The sequence below is a fragment of the Bacillus sp. S2(2019) genome, assembly GCF_005144805.1.
GTDB classification, from domain to species: domain Bacteria; phylum Bacillota; class Bacilli; order Bacillales; family Bacillaceae; genus Bacillus; species Bacillus altitudinis.
The window spans coordinates 1-21,607 of the sequence record NZ_SWFL01000009.1 but is presented as its reverse complement, the minus strand read 5'-3'; the positions used below and the strand labels follow the sequence as shown (position 1 = coordinate 21,607).

Sequence of the window (21,607 nt, the reverse complement as noted above, 5' to 3'; positions counted from 1 at the left end):
TCCTTTATCATTTCTTTTTCAAACCAACGTATGGTGATGGATCAACACGTTCCCCACCCTTAAAAATTTCAAAATGCAAGTGGTTTCCTGTTGAACTACCTGTACTTCCGCACTCACCGACTTTATCGCCTGCCTTTACCTTGTCCCCAACGCTTACACTTGTTTTCGACATATGAGCATAAGTAGTTTTATAACCATTTCCATGTTCCACCCAAACGAACAAGCCATACCCAACGCTTGGATTATTTGCATCCTGCCAGCCTGTATAGACGACTTTTCCAGATCTGGAGGCAGGTATCGCTTGCCCTTTAGTACAAGCAAAATCAATTCCTTTATGAAACTCACCTCGACTGCCGGTGATCGGGTCGATCCGTTGTCCAAAACCTGAAGTCACTTTTGTTTTGAGCGGTCGGGCAAAACCACTTTTACCAGCTGTGACATTTTGCACCTTGTTAAAATCACCTTTGGCGTACATCTTGGCATACTTCAACACATCAGATACATATTGTTCGCTGTGATTATATGCATACACAGCTTTTCTGATATTCCCGTCAGCAGCCCCATTATGAGATAGATAATTGGCAGCACTAAAAACCGCATCTTCCAAGTCATAAGGGTCTGCTTTACCGTCTCCATTAGCATCTACACCATAACCGCCATATTTCTTGATCATTTTGGGATCAGTTAAAATTTTCTTTGGAACATTGGCGTTCCCAAGCCGATCACCGCCATAACCCCATCCCAACCATGTCAATGGCATGAACTGCATGTGACCAACGGCACCTACAGGCGATACCATCTTTTTGATAGTCGAAAACCTTGTTTCTACTTTGTGATGAGCGGCCAACAGATTCCAAGGCACTTTATATTTCTCTGCGGCAGCCTTATAGATTGGTATATAGTCCGCCGGAATCTCTTTTTCTCCTATTTCTGATATTGCTCCGCCTAAATTACTTTGTTCTAACTCGGCTTCTTGTGCGCCTCCACCAGTGAAAAACATAAAGAAGACGGCAGCCATCATCATCATTCCCAATAATAAAAGAATGAGAGGTAAACCAACCAGGAAACCGAAAAACCCAATAAGCCGGACTATTGGGTTTTTCCGTTTAGGGGTTTGTAAGTCGGTTAGTTGTTCAATGACTTCTGCACTTTCAGCCATCCACCCTCACCCCACTTACAAACCATTCACCTTTCACCTTCTGCACTTGTATGGAATAAGGAGTAACATTTCTTTTCTTTTTTCCGTTTGAATCAGTATCTTCACTCGTTACATCAACATTCCAAATTTGTGCAATCTCTTGAAAATCACCTGGCGTTGCGCTTGTCTCTTTGACCACAACTTTTGTTTGATCCAAAGTGCCACGCTTTGGCAGCTGCTTATAAAAATCATACAGATCACTTGTCATGTACTTCTTTGATTTTTTTAAATATTCATCAGGGTTTCTAGCATCATACGAATGGTAAGCCTTAATAAAGTTTACAGCTGTACTTTCCGCATCTTTTTTCTCTTTATCAGTCGGCTCATATATAGCCTTGCTTTCATCGTCATTATCTACTTCAGTAAAAGAATCATCTGAGGTATCTTCATTCATTGAGTCTTCTTCAGCTTGTTTTTGTTGTTCAGCAGCCTCTTCTTTTTTAGAGGCTGCTTCTTGCTCTTTTTCAATTTTCTGTCCATAAAGCACACCTGAAAACAAGAGGATCGGCATGGTAATAATCATGCAAATACTGATAATTTGCTTAGTTTTATCACTAAGATGCTTAATCATCAATAATCCCCGCCTTTGTACCGTTCATCAGCAATAAAGTCCTCATCGTTATAAGCATCTTGATCAAATACAGGATCATTTTGCCCCTGCTCACTTTTAACTTCTGTGCTTCCGTTTGGCTCTTCTTCCGACCAATATTCAGGTGGGATTGAGCCTAAAGGCTTTGTTCCGTCTATACTTTCTAACTCATTACTGCTTTGTTCGTCTTCATATGATGCAGCAGCTTCTTCTTCAGGAATAGCACTCATTTTCCAAGGATTTTCAGCCCTATGATCCTGGTACTCATCATCGTCTTGATAATCGTCCGAATTGTGTACTAGCTGAAGATGGCTCGCCTTTTCGTTATATGATTCATCACCTATTGCTTCATCTTGTTGATCCAAGTATTCAGAAGCAGAAGCCAGCGGCTTTGTTCCATCTGCTTGTTCATTATTGATATTCTCTTCTTCTTCTTCCTGAGAAGGAGGAGAAGACTTGTCGTTAGTCGTGCTAGCGGACGTATTTACATAGTCTGAAGCCTTGGCTAATGGAATAGAACCCTTGGCTGTTCCCCCTGAATAATCTTCTGGTTCGTCTATTGCATCATTGTCTGTGTATCCGGTTCCTGTTTGATTGATAACTTCTGTAGCCGCAGCTGTAGCCGCAGCGGACGTTCCACCAGTAGCAGCGGCAAGACCTGTTTTCACTAATGCGCTGTTCAATCCGTTAATGCTGTTTTGCAAATCTTTCAGATCGCCGCGGATCAAATCGAACATCCAGCCGTTTCCGGCTTTAAAAATACTCGTAATTCTCTTTCTGAGAAATATCATCAAAACAAACAGAATGAATTGCATGAACGCCAAAATTAAGTACACACTGATATTCCCTGCTGTTCCAATAGAGTACACAAGGAATCCTAGGGAGAATACGACCAGCACTGCAACGGTGGCCAATATTTTTAAAGCTAGTGGATATATAAGCTCTATGGAATAGCGTTTTAAAACTCCAATATTCTTCGGCCATGCTGCCCATAACAAAACAAATGGCGACACAAAGCCGATTAGTAAAAACCAAATTTGAAAAACAATCACCGCAAGCGACAATAAATAAATTGGAATGCTTACTATTGCATTGATTGGAGAATAAACAAAAGTAAAGACAGCTCTTTCTGGAACGCGTTCATAAGTCATCATTTTATTGCCATTTTCACTAATTTCATTTTTTTCAATAAAATCTTGTCGATCTTGACCTTTTGGCAACTTTAACAGCTTATTAACGCGGTCAACACCAATTTTATCAATATCTTCTTCTGCATATTGCATAATGAGATATGGCTTCACGATAAACAAATCCCAAATATTCTTAGACATATCTTCTCTCACAGCTTCAGGCGTTCTATGATCACCTGTTAAGCTATTGGATGCTCCTGTCAAAATAAGCTGACTAGCCGTAGTGGAAATATTGTTAATCCCTTTCATGAAAGACCCATAATTTGTAAGAATCATTAGCGCCAAACTCAACACAAAAACTGTCTGCACTATCGTTGATAAACCACTAATTATTGCACGTCTGAATGTCATTTGAAAGACTGCTACCAGTCCAGTAATTACAACAACAAAACCTAAAAAACTACCAAAAAGCCCATTAGAGGAAAATCCTGATCCCTCTATACCACTGATCCCCTGAACCAGCCTTTCAACTAAGTCAATCCAAGCGTTGACAACATCCGTTTCAAATGCAAAGTTCAAAAAAGCAAGCATGATATTAGTAAACATTTTGTTCCATTCAAAAATCAGATTCACCATCAAATTAATGAATTCAAAAAACTGTGAACTGATACCGTCTTTTATAGCATCCCCTGTCGCCCAGCTCTTTGCAGAATCCACAAATTGTTGAATTGCATTTTTATCCTCTTCATCGCCTGTTTTAGCTGATACATCTAAGTAATATACAGCTTTTTTTCCATCTTCCAGCTTTGAATAATCTTTAGGCACCAACGTTTCGGAAATATTTTTGTCTTCTTCCTTCTTACTGCTACTATTTTCAGCTGCGGAAATAGATGTCGGTAAAATAATCATAAGCACAGCAAGAAGCAACAAGAGTTTTTTTATTTTCATTTGCTATCATCCTTAAATTTGTGGACTGTTACTGGTTCTTCATCACCCATTCCAGCCTTCATCTCATCTGAATCAATACCTCTGATTTTTGTACTTTTCCACTGTCCATCATCTTTCACCAAAAGAACGTTCATGTACTGCATCTCAGATAAATTGGGTTGATAGAACTTCAAATAATAGTACAGCTTGCCATCTTCATATTTGTTTGAGTAACGTTTGATCTGGTAACGTTCCCCCATTTCATTTTTTGCCCCTGGATGAGCATGATGACCTTTTTCTAATATATTTTGTGCTTCATCAACTAAGATTTTTTTAAACAAATCATCGTCACCTTCTACTTGCGCCACTATAAATTTGTAAGCTACTTCATCTGCTTTTTCAATGTCCTTTTGATTCTTACCACCTGCGGCTGATCCGCAGGCAGCAAGAGAAAAAATACTAATCGCAAATAGCATGAATATAGCAATCTTCTTCATCAAACCCCCACCCCACTACTTTGTTTTTCTAATGACCTTGTTCTTTCGCGTTCTCTATCAGCCTCATCAGCTGTAGAACTATCAAACGCTTTAATGAAGTCCTGAAAGACTGTATTCACTTCAATCACTGCACAACGGCCATAAATGTCCTGAAATAGCGCTTGACCACGTTTTAAGTTTTTTAATGTCGATACGTTGCTTGCCGTAACTGGTAAATTCAAAAACTGAAGCATTTTTTCGGCCTCTTCAGACTGATACAGCTGGAAGCAGAATTTCATACCAATGTTGGCCGCATTATCATAGTCACTAGCATTCTGCGTTCCTTTGATTAGAGTCGTGTTATAGTAACGCCCTTTACGTTCGATAAAGTCTAATTGTTCCGCACCTGTAACACTACGTTCAATCGTTTTAGCTTCATCCTGAACCACTATCTTATGGGTACCTTTTCGATCTAGCTTAAACATGAATTGTTTAGTGAACGCTGTAATCGAAATAAGGATTGCCTCAGATATTTTTTGAGGCGCACGTATTTTTCCTGTCTGCCCTTTTTTAATGTCTGGCAACTGCAAATTTTGAACCATTAAAACTTGAATAGGCTTTCCAACATCTAGGGTTTTATAGTCCTGGTTGATCTTTCCGAAAAGCAGCGTAGCCAGCTTATTTTTCTGTAGAGACTGTAACGATGTTAATAACGTCTCTAATGCCCTGTGTCTCTCATCACTCATATATTCTGGACGATTCTCATATTGATCCTTCAAGTGATTTATGACCACCTCAATACATGGATCATGAAAATCCCCTGCAACTTCAATCGCGTCACTCAACAATGAATATCTATCATCATCAAGCTGCACATTGGTTAAATAAGTTAAAATATCGAGAGCTATATCTTTTGCGTCACTAATGTTTTCACTAGTCCGAAATGGATCAAGGCAGCCAGCATCTTCTTCTGACTCTCCAAGAGTCCAAACGGAAATATATTCTTTAGGGATGAATGGCAGCCCTTCAGCCCATCCTGCCCTGTCTCCTTTTGGGTCTGTGATCATAACATGCGATCCAGTCAAAGCCCCTAGTGTAGCCAGTAAATTCATTAAGACAGATTTACCTTTACCTGTCTCTCCTGCGATCATCATTGATAATGAGTCAAAGACGTTTTGAATATTATCATAGGCTTTCGCAGCCAAATCCGGCTGAATGAAAACCGGCTTTTTAAGTTTTTTGGTAAAGCCTATTGGGAACCCCCTGCTGTCTCCTATATTGGTCGTTGCGCCAAACATAGCAGAAGCAATAACACCAGCCGACACAGTTTGAAGGTAATCGGTTGTATATCTTTTTGACCCAGGTATAAACTCCATAAAGTAAGAAATGGCTTCACCGTAAGGAATTTGCAATGTCATTCCTTTTTTTCCGAGTTCTGTACGAACCTTTTCTACCCTTTGTTTTAACTCTATTTTGTCTCCTGCTGTTACTCTTAACACAATTGAGATATCGTAAGCTGGCTCGCCACTTTGTGCAAACATCGCTTGCATCTTAATAGCTCCTTGTTCTGAAGAAGCTGTTTTTTCATCAATGTTTGCTCCGACTTCTCTCGCAGTTTTCCGTTGATCTTCAAACTCTAAAAGTGCATTAGATAAATTCTTTTGAATTTCCTCATTTGATTTATAAAATGCTCTGATAGATGTTCCTACTGGAAACGGCAGGTCTGTTTGAATTCTGTAGAGCCATTCGGTTCCTGGATGCGAGACCACTGTACTCATACGGCTGACAACGAGATACTGCACATATTGTTCTTTGATCTCGTTATCTACAAGTTTCCTCAACCTTAATGTTTTCGGATCATACTCTTCTACCTCTGCCGATTGCAAATCGAGAAACAGCTTTTTATCTGGTCTAACGGCTTGATAAGTCCTTCCCGTATAATCAGTTCCTTCTACATCAACACCTATTTTGCTAATAGATGAACTGTATTCGCCTCCTGGGACAGAAAAGCTATATTCAGTTAAAAAGAGCGCTTCAGCTGTGCTAATTGGTCGTACAGGAGAAGAAAAAGCATCTGATAGATCAGAAGCTATAGTAGCAGCTTGATCCTTAAATGCCTGAATTTCAGAATGCAATATATCAAACCTTTCTAAGCCGACTGCTTTATATACTGGTGAATTGATCCCTTTTAGAAATTGTTTGAAGGATGCAAGAAGTTTTGTTCCTTGGTTCCCATCAATATACACATTTTTCTTTGGATCAAGCTGTACACCAAAATAGCTTACATATTGGTTTGTATCACTTTGGTAGACACTTTCTTTGATCGTTGTTTTAAGAGCATTCAGATATCTCAGCCCATGATCCTTTAATTCATAATCTTTTCTTTTCACTTCTTCAATTGTCTGATCAATGATTCTTGTCACATCCATTTTGAATGGTATTGACAGCAAATGAAGGTCGTATTGATTTTTTGTAAGAAGAGCCATTTGATTCTTAAATGGCTTTTTCTTTTGTTCATTATCTCTGAAATCATACCCATATCCTTCTACATGGAAGTACGCCCATACAGTACCATCAGTGCCAAAAACCAAATTTTGCTCTATATGTTTTACAGGAAAATCAGCGAATTGCTTCATTTGGTCTCCTCCTTACTTGAATAAGAGACATAACCTCTCATACTGATAATTTTTTGTTTCTCTTTCTCTTTCTTTTCCGATCCAATCGAAAACATCGGATTAAAGCGATATGTTTTTGCCTTTTCTAATTCTTTTCCTCGATAATAGGTCACTGCTTTAGCCTTTCTAAAGTTATAAGAGACATATGATCGAAAATAAGAAACTGGCGCTCTCCCTTCCGTTCCAACAGCTGTCAACAAATAAGAAATGAGAGCAGGAATCATAAAGACAATAATTGGTGGCAGCCATCTAAGGACTAAATTAAGAACAGGGATGAAGTACCAAATGATAAAAATTACGGTGAAAAACAACCAGTATAATATTGACTTGAACTTTATTGGTCGTCCCCAGTTTTTTTTAGCCAAACCGTATATTTTTCGGTCAAACTTCAAAAAATCATTCAATACATATGATCGTATCCGTTCCAAAAAATCACACCTTTCAAAAAAAGGAGCTGATTTTATCAGCTCCCAATTTCAACTAAATTTTGAACACTCTTTGCGATTGATTCTATAATTTCTGGACGTAATATAAAGATCATTGCTACAGATACTCCCAATAAATAGAGAACCATCATTATCCATGCTCTTTTCCAAATCATTCCTGCTAGGATGATAGTCAAAACAATGTAGATCAATATCTTTATTTGACCTTGAAACCACTCAAAGCCACCAGAAATATCAAAAGGACCATTCATTATAAAAACCTCCGTCAGTTAATTAATTTTTGTTACAACATAACGACTGCCACGCTTCTCTAAAAGAAGGTCGTAATCATTGGTAAATTGAGTTTTCGTTTCAGGCTCTTCAAAAATTACCTTGGTTTTTACGCGGAAACCTTTTCCTTTGTTCGAGAAAACATCTGCCGATGCTACTTTGACAAAATTCATTGATCCATTCAATCCATTTTTCACATCTTTATCTTCTAAGACGTAAGAGAGTTTGTTCATGGGATCAGTAGCGTAACTACTGAAGAATGTAGATAGAAACTCGTTAATTTCCTTTTGTGTTTTACTATCTCCAATGGACTGCAATTTTTCTTTGTTTGTATCCTGAATTTGACCCGTCTGGTCAATTTGCTCATAACGCGGCAATTCATATACAGCGTATTGATGATTCTTATAATAAACAGGAACAACAAAATACTTTGACAAACCTTTTTCATCTGTTTTCGTCTGCTTTTCCTTCACTTTCTTTTTCTTTTTTCCGTCCTTGACAGTTTTAGTTACTTCTTCTTCCCACTTTTTTGTCACAGTGCTATTCACTTTTAAAGTGATAGCAGCCTTATCCTTAGATACTTCTTCTACTCTATAAACCTCTGCGCTATTGAAACGCGCACTATAACTAGCAGAATCTAAGTCTAGGCCAGCTTGTTGATCCAATCCCTTAACTAAAAAAGGCTTTAAACGTTCTGCTCGTTTTCCTGCATCCTCATCCTCTTTAGACCATGTGAAATATTGTCTAGCAAAGTTTTCAGCGAATTGTACAGCTTCAGGTTTTGTTGCAGGATTTTCAACTGCTTCAATTTGACTCGCACTACCTTTCTTAGAAGAACCGTTAACAGCTAAAAACATCATAAACATAGCGATCATTCCAATAAACAAAAACCAAAAGGCTATAGCCCCTAATTGCCTCGCAAGCAGCCCTTTCGGTCTATAAGCCCTCTCTCCTTTAACCTTTTTATCAGGAGAACGCAAGAAACTATTAAACCAGTGCTTTAAAGCCGCAAGCTTTTTTTTCCGTTGTTCCTTCCTCTCATCTTTTGATAATTTTGGTTTCACTTTAACCCTCCTTTATCGTCTAGCTGGCATTCCTACCGTAGCCCCACCAATCAACACCACTATTAAAAATAGTGTAGGAGCAAGACCTATCTTGGCAACGGACGTGTGATATAAGCCGATCACAACACTCTTTGCTTCTTGCCATATAGGAACAGTCTCAGGAAAAAATGCGAATATTAATTTCCCGATCACAAGCAGCAGCAAGATACCAATGACTAGGGAGAATAATTTTCTTAATATAAAAAACATGGGATCGCCCCTTTTTACATCTTCTTTTTATTTTCAGGATCACTTAGATAACGGTAGATTGATCCGTATGGCGCTTCTAACACTTCATCAAAGCTAGTAACCATTACAGACACTTCAGCACCTTTTTCTTCTCCCCTAAGATCCCGCAGCGTTTTTTTAGTCTTAGACTCATTAGCACCGATGAACAAAACTTTAAAATGCTGCACCGGATATTCAAAACCCACTTTTCGATCATATTTTGTTAACAGTTCATTTTTCCTTACGAAAAACTCATTATACTGTTCCATTTTTCTAAGATTTTTTTCACGAGTGGAATAACTTCTTTCCATCTCGATCATCAAACCCAAACACTGCTCAGAACCTTTCTTACCTATAACAATAATTCCATCCGGTCTAAGCTTTCTTACCTTTTTCTCACCTTTGTCTGTGTATTCATAGAAAGCTCTTGCCTCAGTTATCCATTCTTTAAATTCGAGACCTGCTTCTTCAGCTTTATTCTCAAAAGATTTTACAACTTCCGCAATAAGCAGTTGGTGTTGATAAAAGGGAGCTAGTTGTCTAGTCCATCTATTATTCCAATGTGTAACGCCCTTCAGTTCATAAACCATATCAACCCCGAATTTTGTTAGGGTGAAAATCTTGCTTGGTTTTCTATCTGAACCACTAACAGGCGCATTAAAAGACTTAATATAACCCGCATCTTCCATCTGCCTCAATCGCCTATAAAAAGTATTCATACTCCCTAAATGACTGTATATGTGTTCTCTAATAAAATCCCTATGCAAATATATAAATGAGTGAAGATTTATCAAAAGTTCTCTATCTTCTTCTGTCAAATGAACATAATTCATGTTTTGCCCCTTATCTCTTACTTGTGGTGGTGTAGGAGCAACATTCCTTTTGGTCATTCCATAAAACTCCATTCAGCTTCTTTTTGATCAGAACCCTCTTTTTTATTTTTTGATTCATCTGCTTCAGAAACAAACTGAAAATCATCATTTGTCGAACTGATAGATTGAGAGTCATCACTCTGATCTTCTTCAGCATCAAGGTCGCTAACAATTTCCTCTTCAACAGGGGTGCCGTTTAGATAGTTAGATATTGCTTGATCTATTTCTTTTGTAGATAGCCCATTTTTGCTTTCTAATTCAGCTGCTTTAGATAAAGTCCATGCAGTTGATTCACGCAATTGTTCAGAATCATCAAAAGGGGCTACAGTTCCATCAGGTTTATATCTATCTAGTGGCGGCACATCTACAACAGCATTTACAGATTGTTCAATACCGTTGAAGTAATCTCTGGTTTTAATAGCACATCTTAGAGTAGGTAAGTTCCTTAAAAAGGCCTCAGACAGCGTATAAACGTCTTTATCGTTAATCGTGACCTTAAATGCTTCAGCTGCCACTTTCGCCCCTGGCGGGCCTTGTTCGCACACAAACATGTTCCCCGCAATATTTACTAAGGCTTTCTGAAGAGGAACTGGCAAGCTATCAAGCTCTTGTGTACTGATACCTAAGATCAAACCTTTTTTACGCATTTCTTTGATAATCTCAGGTAAGATGGTGGCCGGCACACGCTGCGCCTCATCTATACAAAATTGATGCATTAAAGACTTAGGCGGACGCGTATCTGCTATACGGTAATACAAATACGTTAAATAGCTGCCAATCAATCCCGTTTCCTCTTCGCTCATACCAGAGAAATTGTAAAATATGATATGACCTTCATCCATCCACTTTCGGATCGGTAACCCGAAAGAACTTTGACCGAACAATCTTCGCAAGAAATCGTTAGAGTAGAATATATCAAGACGATTTAAAATCGCATGTTTTGATGTATCTATCATGTCCGGCGCTTCGTCTTCCCAAAATGAAATAATATCTTGGTTTTTAGGATCACGTTCTAATCTAGCCAAAACCGCCCTTCTAAACTTCGTATCAAGCAACAAAGGGCGTATACCTAGAATCGTATGATTCTGCCCCTTATCAGCCACTAAAGTGGCGATACAGCGTTTCAACATACGTTCAGCCTGCGGAGCAACGGCAAATTCACTCTCTCGAATCACTCGCATGATCTGATCAACCACGAAAGCATCCGATTCCCCTTCCATCTGATAAAGCAAATTCATTCCTAAAGGGTTGTTTGAATTTTTGAAGTTAATCCAGTGAACCTTATCCCAATTGATCTCTTTGCCTTCTTTTTCAGCCTTCATCATATAGTTTAGGATTATCTCAGCAGTTTCAAGGGCAGGATCAATAAAACTGAAGCCAGACGCTTCTTTCTCATTCATAAACTTGTCTGCAAAACTCTTGAAAATGTGATTCAACAAAGTTGATTTACCTGAACCTGTTTTACCAGTCAGCCCCCAATGTTTTGTAAGAACATCCGGCATAATTTTCACTTCCCGATTATCAATAATCGGGTGAACCATCGTACCAAATGAAATACCTAATGGATTTGATAACACATTATAAGGCAGCGACTGTAACCCTCTTGATAAGTGAGGGATATCCTTCCTCAGTTTCTCGATAAGTCCACTTCCATTGAAATGCGGCAAATGAAATAAATTAGCAAGCTCTGATCCAGTCCATACCATCTGATACGGCATCTTTTGCGGAAAGTACGTGACTGATCTGCGCCACCGTCTATACCTAATTTCATTTACATCAGCCATGACCGCAGCCAAAGCATTGCCAACATTTTTCAAGGTAGAGACACCATTTTGGTGATCTGCTGCAATAGAGACGAGAACATCAAAAGCCACTTCATTACCTGAAAAACGCGAAAAATAGGATCTGATTTCTTCACTTTCAAATGCGTTTCGATCCTTTGCCTTCTTCTGGCGAATTTCTTCTTCTGCTTTCAAAATGCTTCTACGCAGCTTCCAGCCATCGTTAGGTGAAAATGTTATTTGCATCCAAGTATTCGGCTTCATGGAATTAAAAACTCCTGGTAACTGATCATACTTATAAGACGCTAAAGACAAGTTAGCTTCTAATTTTTTGCGTTTAATTTTCATTCTTCCCCCAACAGCTTTCTCAGAGGGGAAAACAATATCCTCTGCCGGATAAAACTCGGATCGAGAATACAGGGAAGATAAATGCGTCTTTAGAGCATCAATTTTTCCTTGATCAGCACCTAAATAAAAAACATATTGATTCCCTTTACTTGAATGCCTTCTCATATGAACAACGAAGCTAAACCACTCTTTGCCGAAAACCAATCTTTCCAAAGGTTTTCTTTTCGATCCATGAAACCTTCTAATCATTTCCCCTAAAGAATCCGGCTTTATTCCATCATCAGCGTGAGGAATAATTTGCAAATACGTGAATCTTCTCTTGTTCCAAAAGTGAACAAAAATTGTTCTTGAAACAAAAAATAAAACGAAAACAAAACAAATCCAAAACAGGAAAACTCCCACCTCAGAAATGGTATCTAAAATCATTTTTTCACGTTTCACAGTCAACCATAAATCCTTTTGCCAATATCCAATAACTAGAAGGATAGCCAGAAAAATAGGCAGAGTTAATTTCCAATTTTCCAGAGCTTTACCGACGGCTTCTTCTAATTTTTCATCGGCTTTTGTTCGCTCATTTCTCACAAAATATCACCTCGTTATCTTGATAAAAAAACAAGATAACTGAGACACTTTTTTGACAGAAATACAGACAAGATAAATCTAAGGTAAGACCGTACTTTGGCAGGTAAGTTTCTATAGCCATGCTTAGGAGCTTTAGCGACTTTGCATGGCTGTTTTTTTGTTGTCAAAGAGCAGAATTCAGAGTCCAGAAAACCGATCCGACACGCCGCCCTCAAATGGGGTTGTAGTTCTAAGAATCTTCGCGTCTTGAATTAACATTATGTAAATGTTAATCAGACGGAAGAGCATAGAACAAGTTACATGAATATTATCCCATGTAAAACCCTTATAAAACAAGGGAAAAAAGCCCTATTTAGGTTGGAAATATCAAGTTTAGTAAGAAACCTAAGATTACACGTGATATTTCCATGTGATTACACATGATATTTCCACGAAGAAATCATAAATAATGTACAATGGTTAATGACTAAAACACTGTGGTGGTGTAGGTCATGCAACATGTGCCAGCTGTTAAAAATACAGCTGGTATTTTTGTTTATTTCAAAGCTGACAAACCGAATTTTTCAAACCATTTTCTGCGTGAATTTTGTATCTCACGCTTACGAATTTCAGCCTCTAAATCAGATAAAAACAACTCGATATTTTCACGATCTGGAATCCATTTTAAAAAAGATTCATCAGAGAGTTCCTCCCACAATTTGAACAGTCTGACAAGCGGAGAAGATTCCATATATTGCCTCAGATTTTCCAGTTCTTCTCTTCTAAAAGCAGTCAATTTTTTTCGTACGACACCATAGAAATACTTCAAGAAACGATCAGGATCACCAGTCCAATCATGAGCAATAGGTGTACCAAAATAATCAAAAGCAGCTGCCGCAGAAGCGCAAGCTAGAGAGACATAATCACTGTGACCAGCGATCGCACTAGGACGGATGCCCAAGGAAGAGAACGCTAGACGGACACGCCCCCAGGCAGCGAAGATAAAACGGCCATCAGAGAAACCCCGGTTAGAGAAGGCCAAGACAAACAGAGCAGGGACACAGGAAGGAACAGAAGAAAAGGCAGAAGTCGTAGAGGCAGCAGCCTCATAGAAACGACCAGGAAGAACCTGCCCACCCGCACCCTTACCAGTGTTATTAGAGAGTAGGACATTTAATTTGTCATCATGGGGTTTCTGCACGATTGCTGCTGGTTGCTTATGATCCTCTGTTGAGACCTCATCAGAGCCATTTTGTTGCCCCTTAGAGTCGTTTAAATGCTTCTCATGGGGTTTTGTAGGGTTGTCCTGTTTTGAAGGCAATGTAATTAACGTGAAGCCCCCACGCCCCTTTTTTGTTTCCATGATTAATAAGCCCTCTTCAAGCATATTTTTAAGGACTTTACAGAAGGTACTGAATGGTATTTGAAGCTCTTTTGCAATGGATCGCTGTGAGCCAATTAACGCTTCATGAACCTTTAAATATTCAATGATGTCTTGCTTATACTCATAATAATGGCTTCTCACACGCTCAGAGCGCGGTTTAGCCATTCTGCTATTCCAATAAATCTTTTCAGGATACTCTTTTCCTGTTAGATACTCCGCAGCTTCTTTGATAAAGCTGTAGCTCACATAACGATCTTCAGAGCGATAAACAGACCGAATTTTTGTTAATAATTTAGATTGGCTCATTCGCTTCACATTGTTAGCATTCCAAGAGAGCAGACGCACAGACGCTTCACGCTCAGTCATGCCAGACAGCTTATAAGCGCATGCTAAACTAAAAGACACTCTATCTCTCATGTCATCGAATCCACCGCGCTGCACGTCTCTAAAAGCTTCAGACTGCATAAGCGCACCATTGTATGTATTGAAGTTAACTGCCCCACTAAAGCGATCCCCACGTTCTGCAAACCTACGTTCACAATCAATGGCATACCAATCTGTAAGGCTATTAGAAGGCACGCTATATCCTTCATAAACAACATTTTGCTCATTTGGCGCTCTAAAGTAATGTTCAGCGCCTACAGCTGCTAAATCCCCCCCGATTGCCTGTGCGATCGCCTTCTGCATACGCGTGTAAACGGCGGCCGCCTTTCGTGTCGCTCTGATCGGATTCTGGTAAACCCAAAGTATATGGTAGCCTCCACTTGGGCTTTTTAAGATAGTTGTAGCTTCAGGTAACCCCGCATTAGAAATACGGCCAAGAACGTCCACAAGTGTAATCCCTTTGTTATCAACGTTTTCTTTGCCTTTCACATCAATTTCAATGCACATAGCGTTGATCCAACGCAAATTTGAGCGTAATTTCCGGTCATTTCTATAGAACGTGTTGTATGTAATATGAGTGATATGACCAGCTTCAACATGTTTTTTTAACGTCTTGTATGTACGCACCGCAAACTCCTGGCTAAAGTCTCCATCAGGAACGAGGAATGCATAAGCGTAGTCTTTAGCATATTTGTGTTCATATTCTGTCTTCCTTGAAGTAGCTTTAGACTTTGGCGCTGCTGTCATTTGCGATTTAAAAATCCCTTCTAGCGGCAGCGGCATAGTAAGCAACTTTGCATATTTCAAGCTGTCTTCAGGAGCTTGCATGTCGTTTTTATATTGTTCTATCAATCTATCAGCAATCATGGCTTGCACCTCCGTTTCCGGCAACAAAAAAGAGCCGTTAGTAAGCGGATTCGCTCACCCAACGGCTCTAAATCTTGAAAGGTACAACCCTATTTATATGTCGATTTATCGGAAACCAAGGAAAAATTTGCAGATATTTTGAGTTCTAAATATCTTGCAACTTCACAAGGATGCTGATATGATAAAGACATACAATTTGAGTATGTTCTTTCAAGCTCATTTGGTTTGGACGCCTATGGGAGCTTGAATCCGGAAAGTCAGTGTTGGTAGCACTGGCTTTTTTCCTGTTATATTTTATTTTTAGAAAATTCAGAATTGTTTTATATACGTTAAATCTCTTAAAATTTGATCTGTTACAACCGATAATACTAGATTTGGTCTAATCCGTCCACCCTACTCAGGATGAGAGAAAAACGTCCTATAAACAAAAATGATATCTTTTTAAATACTTATTTGATATCATTTTAACACAAAACACCTTTCTATCCAACATTTTAAACAAAAAAGATATCAATTTTACATCAAAAATGATATCTTTTTTGTTTATCTTCATTGCTCTTTATTCCCACATGATTTATAATGATTAAAATGATATCAATTAACAGTTTAAAATGATATCAATTTTGTTCTAGTGATTTTTTGAATTTTTTTCTTAACACTTCTTTAAAACCCGAAGTGAGAACCATTAAAAATCCAATAATGTTAAAAGGTGGTTATTATGAGTAAACAAAGTACAACCGAAACGCGTAACATTGAACTAGCAGCAGATATCGGAAACTCAAAAATCAAAATGATTTTTGATAGAGACGCAAAAAACATTCTTCGTGAAGATAGTGTTATGCGTGAAATCAGCAGTGCTCCAGCAGTTGATGAAACAGATGTAAACAAACTGGTTCAGAATCTATTTGATGAATTGCTAGTGCATATCACAAGTCCAGCAATCGAATACCCAAGTCTATTCACAATTGGTAAACGCGCGCTTACAAGCACAGGCGGTCTTATAACTAACATGAACATTAAAATGGGAGACAAAGATGAACAAGACCTTCCTATAGTAAACCTTCTTTCATATATTGCGGCAAAAGGGGTCAAGGATCATTACAATGAGCAAAGGGAAATCCCTTCAGTCCTTACGATCGATTGTGCTCTTACAACAGCAATTCCGGCTTCCCAATATTCAGCAGACAAAGCAAGAAAAATGGAGGAACGTTTCTCAAAACATACTCACATTGTCGTTGTTTACGTTGGCAATCTGCGATCTACTGTGCAGATCACCTTTAATCGACATATAAAAGTTACAAGGGAAGGCGTACCGGCTCTATATGCAATACTAGAAGGGCCAGCTGAATACTTTAAGAATTATAACGAACTGTATAACACAAACATCACAAGTGGAACTGTATTTGCAGATAAGAAGATGCTGCATACTGATATTGGGGATGGCACAACAGAATCCGTCTATACTGAAGGTATGAAACCTATCTCAGACGCTTGTACAGGGGAAGACCTAGGAGTTGGACACGCCACAGAAGAGGCTATCCGTTCACTGAATAAAAAGTATGGCGGGAAGTTCAAACTAAAAAGACAACAACTCATGGCAATCATTCAAGACGAATCAGACAAATACCATGACGATGCGGTTAAAGCATTGGAAATGGCAAAGCGTGGTCAATCAAGAGAGATTCTACACATGATCCAAAATAACTTCCAAGAAAACACAGGTATGCAAGCCTCTATTCTGCCTGTTTATGGCGGAGGCAGCATCATCTTCAAAGATACCTTATACGAACCATTGAAAAAATTTGCTGAAAAATTCAAGCTGCAAGTTCTTTGGATTCCTGAAGAGTATGCTGCTGATCTAAACGCTTTAGGACTTAACATCTTGAATACAAAAGTGTTCTTAAAAGATGAAAATAAAGTGCAAACTGCATCTAAATAGGAGAAGACCATGAAAAGACCTCCAAACAAAGACCGAAAGTCATTTTTGTTTCGTTTTGATGATGAAAAAGAGCGTATCAATGAATGGATGAATCATCAAAAAAATATAAATGCTTCGCTATCTATCATTGTTAATGCATTTATAGACCGATTTGGCGTAGAGACAGACATTGATACTCATGAAGTCAGAAAGAAAATCACACTAGACAATGAACGCATTCTAAAAAGTGAATTGCCTGAGCTTAGTACATCCGCGTCCAGTGACTTAATGCAAATGTTAAGCGCGGCGCTTAATAATCAAACAGGCACCACAGTTCATGAAGAAAAGGACGAACCACAGCAGCAGGATCAAGATGACCCTAATGATACATCAGATAGCTTAAAGTACGGTGACGATCTAAAAAACCTCTTCTGAAAACATTAGAAAAAGAGCCTCTTCCAGAGAGGCTTTTTTTCTTTGGTTGCTGCTACTTCATTTTGCCCCTTCTCTAGCTCTATTTGTTGTTGTTTATCATCCATCAGCTGCCGAAACTGCTTCATTTTTATTTTATCCATCACTTCTATATGGTCTGATAACTTTTGATCCATTGCCTGGATCATCCTTTCATTACTGGCCGCCACACCCTCTTGAACAGCACTACTAATCAGCTGCCTCAACTCATCTACTGAAAGCTGAATTTTTGCGCCACTGGTGCTTGTGCCGATTGTATGATCTTCAGGATCAAGGTGTAAGATGTTATAAATTGCTGTTTCCAATGACTCCTGTCCATCTTCTAAACGTTGTTTGATTTGCTTCAGCAATTCTTGGTCCTTCTCAAAAAACATTCTGGCATCTTTATGTCGTTCAAAATTGTATCCTGCCTTCTCCATAGCACCACACCATCTTCTTAATGAAGAAGTTGATATGTCCAATTCTTTTGCAACAGCCTGAGCATACAGAAACGTTCTATTATTCTCTTCCACATTATCACCTCAATAACAATTACTTGATCATTAGGAAAACACCTTTAATAACCGTCAGACAAAATTAGACACCGTTCAGACGCTTGCATGCTTGCATTTACGAACTAACATACACGAATCTATAAGATAATTGCGTCAGAATCGCCTTCTACAACACACTAAAAAATTCCATCCATTCTGAACCTAGAGCTTTCTTTTTCTATCCGTTCAGACGCGCAAACACATGACGATCAAACGCCTAGTCGCCTCTTCAGATGCAAGTTATAGACATATCAAGACATGAATGTTTTACTTTAGTTATACATACAAAGAATGTCAGAAATCCAAAAGAAAGGAGCTTTAATATATGAGTAGATCACTAAAGAAAACATTACAATTAGCTGAAACTAACGCTAGAGAAATTAGTGCTGATCTTGAAAGTCAATATCCTTTAAAGAGCGACATGTGGAAACTATATGCAAAACACCTCGCAAGAGGCTTATCGAGATTTACAGATGAAGATTTTGAAAGCGAGAGGCTTAATGAACGCTTAGAAGGTTTAATATCAGCATTCTTTATTTCATGTAGAGATAACAGACTCAACAGCATCGGGGAAATTGACCATATGTCCTGGATGGAAAACGAAGTAACGATGATTGACCTCATGGATCAATACAATATCCTTAGAAAGTACGACTATTCTTATGTATACTTGCGTAACGGGCAATTCACTAGGATTAATGATCATGAAGCAGATAAAACAGTTATACGTTGATACACCTGCACATGCAGACGCTTAAAGTGTAGACGTTCAGACGCATAGACGTATGACGTGTAAGCGGCGTGCATCTATATTTTGAAAGGAGATTTATGCATGAAGAATACTGGCGTAGTACGGAAAGTAGATCAGCTTGGAAGAGTTGTACTTCCTAAAGAATTAAGAGATAACTTAAACATTCACGAGTCAGAACCTATGGAGATTTTCGTTGACCAAGAAAATATTATTTTGCAGAAATTTAAGAAGGCTGAAGCATGCTTGATTACTGGTGAAATATCAGAGGAAAACATAAAGCTATCCAATGATATTGTATTAAGTCCTGAAGGGGTTCGTCTTCTATTAGAAGAATTAGCGCAAAGACAGTAACAATCATTCGTGAAATCTTGTCTCTTTAATAGATGGCCACAATAATTCATTCGGGTTTTGAATAAGTTTCCTGGATCCAGGGCAGCTGCTTTGTTCGGGTTTCCTCACATCAATATAAAATAGTGGAAAAGTGAAAATAAACAAAAGAAGCCCTTAATGGCTTCTTTTTTTTGTGAAAAGGGTTGATTTTTTCATATGAAAGGGTTGTTTTAAAAATGCACAAGGAGAAGCGCTATATTAAAGATGATAGAGTGCCAAGGCTGCCGATCGTCTGCACGCTGCAACAGGCGTCATACCTTTGCCACTATTGAGATAGATAGAAAAAATGGTGGAGTCCAGAAAAAGCAATGAGAAGCGTTATATTAGAGGTAAGAGGGTTCAGGGCTGCCCATCGTCTGCACGCTGCAACAGGTGTCATACCTTTGCCACTATTGAGATAGATAGAAAAAATGGTGGAGTCCAGAAAAAGCAGTGAGAAGCGTTATATTAGAGGTAAGAGGGTTCAGGGCTGCCCATCGTCTGCACGCTGCAACAGACGTCATACCTTTGCCACTATTGAGATAGATAGAAAAATATAGGGGCTGCTAAAAGATGTGAGGAGAAGTATTTGAATTTTTTTATGGGGCTGGAGGAGTCAAATCTATGAGAATTTTGCTTATTTTAACATGTACTTGTCGTGTTTCATTGGATATGCTGGTAAAATATACTGAGAGACGTGTAGCAAGCGATAGATCTCCCACCCCTATCTCATACGAAAGGGGTGAAGTAGACAGATGGATTCTAAACCGACTATACAACGTGAAACTAGAGTTTCGCGTACAAAAGCAAGAAAAGCTTCTCGCAAGTTAAAGAACAGAAAATTGTTTGTAAGACTTTTTTCTTTCGTGGGCACTCTTATCGCCAAAGACGTGTACACACTTGCGAAAAGTTGGGTCATTCTGTATTTCAACCTATAAAAAATTGAGTGAGGATTAAGGTAGCGCTTGTTTTACTTTCGCCGGTAAACAAGTGTTATCGCGTTTCTGTTTTTCTGGGAGAACTACCTTTTTTCTCACTCTTCTATCGTATTCAATATGTCCAAATTCGATTACTTTTAAACAAAAAAAAGCACGCGGTTCGCCTGCCGAGTGCTCAATAATGCTTCATTTTAAATTCTCAATAGTGAAATTTAAAGGACTCACCATTGAACCGTCTGTAGACAGTGAAATTCACAAATCAATCTCGCCTAGATTGATTAATTACCAACTATACAAATACATCTTACCACAACAAATAATTCGTTTCCATAGGTTAGCTTATTTTTATTTTCTCGCTGTGTTCTTTTAATTGAATTGAGTTGAATTTTTTTAAAACATTCTGTGAGAATGTTTTTTTTTATGAGAGCGATTATTTTAAATTTCTCGTTACATTATTTTTATTTTCTCTCTACGTTCTTTTAATTAAATTGAGTTGAATTGAGTTGAATTTTTTTAAAACATTCTGTGAGAATGTTTTTTTATGAGAGCGATTATTTTAAATTTCTCGTTACATTATTTTTATTTTCTCTCTACGTTCTTTTAATTAAATTGAGTTGAATTGAGTTGAATTTTTTTATTCATTCTGTGAGAATATTTTTTTATGAGAGCGATTATTTTAAATTTCTCGTTACATTATTTTTATTTTCTCTCTACGTTCTTTTAATTAAAATTGAGTTGAATTGAGTTGAATTTTTTTATTCATTCTGTGAGAATGTTCATTCACTTTTGAGCGCTCTTTTTATTTTCCTACCTGCGATATTTCATTTCAGACATATTATATTGTAACGATCTTCTGATCTAATCTTACTGGACATGAGGTGTTATTCATTCAATACACTTCACCTCTGGCGCCTCTTCTGGCATTATTGTATTTACTATTAAATAGGCATCCTTTACAAAATGGATGACAGTCCTCGATTATTTTTTGCCCATGCGGCCATTTATTTTTTTGCAAAAATGGATGGCAGTCCTCGATTATTTTTTGCTCATGTGGCCATTTATTTTTTGCAAGAATGGATGGCAGTCCTTGATCACTTTTTGCTCATGCGGCCATTTATTTTTTGCAAAAATGGACGACAGTCCTTGATCACTTTTTGCTCATGCGGCCATTTATTTTTTGCAAAAATGGACGACAGTCCTTGATCACTTTTTGCTCATGCGGCCATTTATTTTTTTCAAGAATGGATGGCAGTCCTTGATCACTTTTTGCTCATGCGGCCATTTATTTTTTGCAAAAATGGACGACAGTCCTTGATCACTTTTTGCTCATGCGGCCATTTATTTTTTGCAAAAATGGACGACAGTCCTTGATCACTTTTTGCTCATGC

16 protein-coding genes are annotated in these 21,607 nt (G+C 38.3%); 4 read left to right on the top strand and 12 right to left on the bottom strand.

The window, feature by feature from the left end; all coding sequences use genetic code 11:
* Window positions 1-7: 7 nt before the first annotated feature.
* The 11 genes from FBF75_RS19290 to FBF75_RS19240 all read right to left on the bottom strand — a co-directional run bounded on the left by FBF75_RS19290 (window position 8) and on the right by FBF75_RS19240 (window position 15,239).
* Complete coding sequence (locus FBF75_RS19290; RefSeq protein ID WP_073411996.1) at window positions 8-1,159, bottom strand: peptidoglycan DD-metalloendopeptidase family protein; 1,152 nt, start codon at window positions 1,157-1,159, stop codon at window positions 8-10.
* Window positions 1,152-1,769 (bottom strand): hypothetical protein, encoded by a 618-nt coding sequence (locus tag FBF75_RS19285; RefSeq protein ID WP_136945093.1) that lies wholly within the window; start codon window positions 1,767-1,769, stop codon window positions 1,152-1,154. The genes FBF75_RS19290 and FBF75_RS19285 overlap by 8 nt, the downstream gene beginning before the upstream one ends.
* Window positions 1,769-3,865 carry a CD3337/EF1877 family mobilome membrane protein gene (locus tag FBF75_RS19280; protein ID WP_136945092.1) on the bottom strand — a complete coding sequence of 699 codons (2,097 nt, stop codon included), beginning with the start codon at window positions 3,863-3,865 and terminating at the stop codon, window positions 1,769-1,771. The genes FBF75_RS19285 and FBF75_RS19280 overlap by 1 nt, the downstream gene beginning before the upstream one ends.
* Window positions 3,862-4,341: a hypothetical protein gene (locus FBF75_RS19275; RefSeq protein WP_136945091.1), complete on the bottom strand. Its 480-nt coding sequence runs from the start codon at window positions 4,339-4,341 to the stop codon at window positions 3,862-3,864. The genes FBF75_RS19280 and FBF75_RS19275 overlap by 4 nt, the downstream gene beginning before the upstream one ends.
* The gene (locus FBF75_RS19270) at window positions 4,341-6,956 is read right to left on the bottom strand and encodes an ATP-binding protein (RefSeq protein ID WP_136945090.1); all 2,616 of its coding nucleotides are present in this window, start codon (window positions 6,954-6,956) and stop codon (window positions 4,341-4,343) included. The genes FBF75_RS19275 and FBF75_RS19270 overlap by 1 nt, the downstream gene beginning before the upstream one ends.
* Window positions 6,953-7,387, bottom strand: coding sequence for a TcpE family conjugal transfer membrane protein (locus FBF75_RS20055; protein ID WP_481748720.1), 435 nt, complete (start codon window positions 7,385-7,387; stop codon window positions 6,953-6,955). The genes FBF75_RS19270 and FBF75_RS20055 overlap by 4 nt, the downstream gene beginning before the upstream one ends.
* 71 nt (window positions 7,388-7,458) lie before the next feature.
* On the bottom strand, window positions 7,459-7,692 hold the full coding sequence (locus FBF75_RS19260) for a hypothetical protein (RefSeq protein ID WP_073412020.1): 234 nt from the start codon (window positions 7,690-7,692) through the stop codon (window positions 7,459-7,461).
* 18 nt (window positions 7,693-7,710) lie between these two features.
* Window positions 7,711-8,775, bottom strand: a complete 1,065-nt coding sequence (locus FBF75_RS19255; RefSeq protein ID WP_136945089.1) for a conjugal transfer protein — start codon at window positions 8,773-8,775, stop codon at window positions 7,711-7,713.
* A gap of 263 nt (window positions 8,776-9,038) precedes the next feature.
* On the bottom strand, window positions 9,039-9,932 hold the full coding sequence (locus tag FBF75_RS19250; RefSeq protein ID WP_169476143.1) for a replication-relaxation family protein: 894 nt from the start codon (window positions 9,930-9,932) through the stop codon (window positions 9,039-9,041).
* Window positions 9,929-12,625 (bottom strand): ATP-binding cassette domain-containing protein, encoded by a 2,697-nt coding sequence (locus FBF75_RS19245; protein ID WP_136945087.1) that lies wholly within the window; start codon window positions 12,623-12,625, stop codon window positions 9,929-9,931. The genes FBF75_RS19250 and FBF75_RS19245 overlap by 4 nt, the downstream gene beginning before the upstream one ends.
* Before the next feature lie 535 nt (window positions 12,626-13,160).
* On the bottom strand, window positions 13,161-15,239 hold the full coding sequence (locus FBF75_RS19240; RefSeq protein ID WP_136945086.1) for a hypothetical protein: 2,079 nt from the start codon (window positions 15,237-15,239) through the stop codon (window positions 13,161-13,163).
* A 718-nt stretch (window positions 15,240-15,957) separates the two neighbouring features.
* Here FBF75_RS19240 and FBF75_RS19235 point away from each other — a divergent pair.
* Both FBF75_RS19235 and FBF75_RS19230 read left to right on the top strand, forming a co-directional pair.
* Entirely contained in the window at window positions 15,958-17,178 is a 1,221-nt protein-coding gene (locus FBF75_RS19235) for a ParM/StbA family protein (RefSeq protein ID WP_136945085.1), read from the top strand.
* Window positions 17,179-17,187: 9 nt separating this feature from the next.
* Window positions 17,188-17,592 carry a hypothetical protein gene (locus FBF75_RS19230; RefSeq protein ID WP_136945084.1) on the top strand — a complete coding sequence of 135 codons (405 nt, stop codon included), beginning with the start codon at window positions 17,188-17,190 and terminating at the stop codon, window positions 17,590-17,592.
* Between the two features lie 5 nt (window positions 17,593-17,597).
* Here the strand turns inward: FBF75_RS19230 and FBF75_RS19225 are convergent, their stop codons facing one another.
* Entirely contained in the window at window positions 17,598-18,140 is a 543-nt protein-coding gene (locus FBF75_RS19225) for a hypothetical protein (RefSeq protein ID WP_136945083.1), read from the bottom strand.
* 346 nt (window positions 18,141-18,486) lie between these two features.
* Between FBF75_RS19225 and FBF75_RS19220 the strand changes: the two genes are divergently transcribed.
* The gene (locus FBF75_RS19220; RefSeq protein ID WP_136945082.1) at window positions 18,487-18,894 is read left to right on the top strand and encodes a hypothetical protein; all 408 of its coding nucleotides are present in this window, start codon (window positions 18,487-18,489) and stop codon (window positions 18,892-18,894) included.
* A gap of 99 nt (window positions 18,895-18,993) precedes the next feature.
* Window positions 18,994-19,263, top strand: a complete 270-nt coding sequence (locus tag FBF75_RS19215) for an AbrB/MazE/SpoVT family DNA-binding domain-containing protein (protein WP_096882188.1) — start codon at window positions 18,994-18,996, stop codon at window positions 19,261-19,263.
* Window positions 19,264-21,607: the final 2,344 nt, after the last annotated feature.

Excerpts from the sequence above, each read along its gene's own strand:
- FBF75_RS19240 (WP_136945086.1), bottom strand. The coding sequence starts at position 15,239 with ATGATTGCTGATAGATTGATAGAACAATATAAAAACGACATGCAAGCT.
- FBF75_RS19235 (WP_136945085.1), top strand. The coding sequence starts at position 15,958 with ATGAGTAAACAAAGTACAACCGAAACGCGTAACATTGAACTAGCAGCA.
- FBF75_RS19285 (WP_136945093.1), bottom strand. The coding sequence starts at position 1,769 with ATGATTAAGCATCTTAGTGATAAAACTAAGCAAATTATCAGTATTTGC.
- FBF75_RS19230 (WP_136945084.1), top strand. The coding sequence starts at position 17,188 with ATGAAAAGACCTCCAAACAAAGACCGAAAGTCATTTTTGTTTCGTTTT.
- FBF75_RS19270 (WP_136945090.1), bottom strand. The coding sequence starts at position 6,956 with ATGAAGCAATTCGCTGATTTTCCTGTAAAACATATAGAGCAAAATTTG.
- FBF75_RS19250 (WP_169476143.1), bottom strand. The coding sequence starts at position 9,932 with ATGACCAAAAGGAATGTTGCTCCTACACCACCACAAGTAAGAGATAAG.
- FBF75_RS19215 (WP_096882188.1), top strand. The coding sequence starts at position 18,994 with ATGAAGAATACTGGCGTAGTACGGAAAGTAGATCAGCTTGGAAGAGTT.
- FBF75_RS19280 (WP_136945092.1), bottom strand. The coding sequence starts at position 3,865 with ATGAAAATAAAAAAACTCTTGTTGCTTCTTGCTGTGCTTATGATTATT.
- FBF75_RS19275 (WP_136945091.1), bottom strand. The coding sequence starts at position 4,341 with ATGAAGAAGATTGCTATATTCATGCTATTTGCGATTAGTATTTTTTCT.
- FBF75_RS19220 (WP_136945082.1), top strand. The coding sequence starts at position 18,487 with ATGAGTAGATCACTAAAGAAAACATTACAATTAGCTGAAACTAACGCT.
- FBF75_RS19290 (WP_073411996.1), bottom strand. The coding sequence starts at position 1,159 with ATGGCTGAAAGTGCAGAAGTCATTGAACAACTAACCGACTTACAAACC.
- FBF75_RS19260 (WP_073412020.1), bottom strand. The coding sequence starts at position 7,692 with ATGAATGGTCCTTTTGATATTTCTGGTGGCTTTGAGTGGTTTCAAGGT.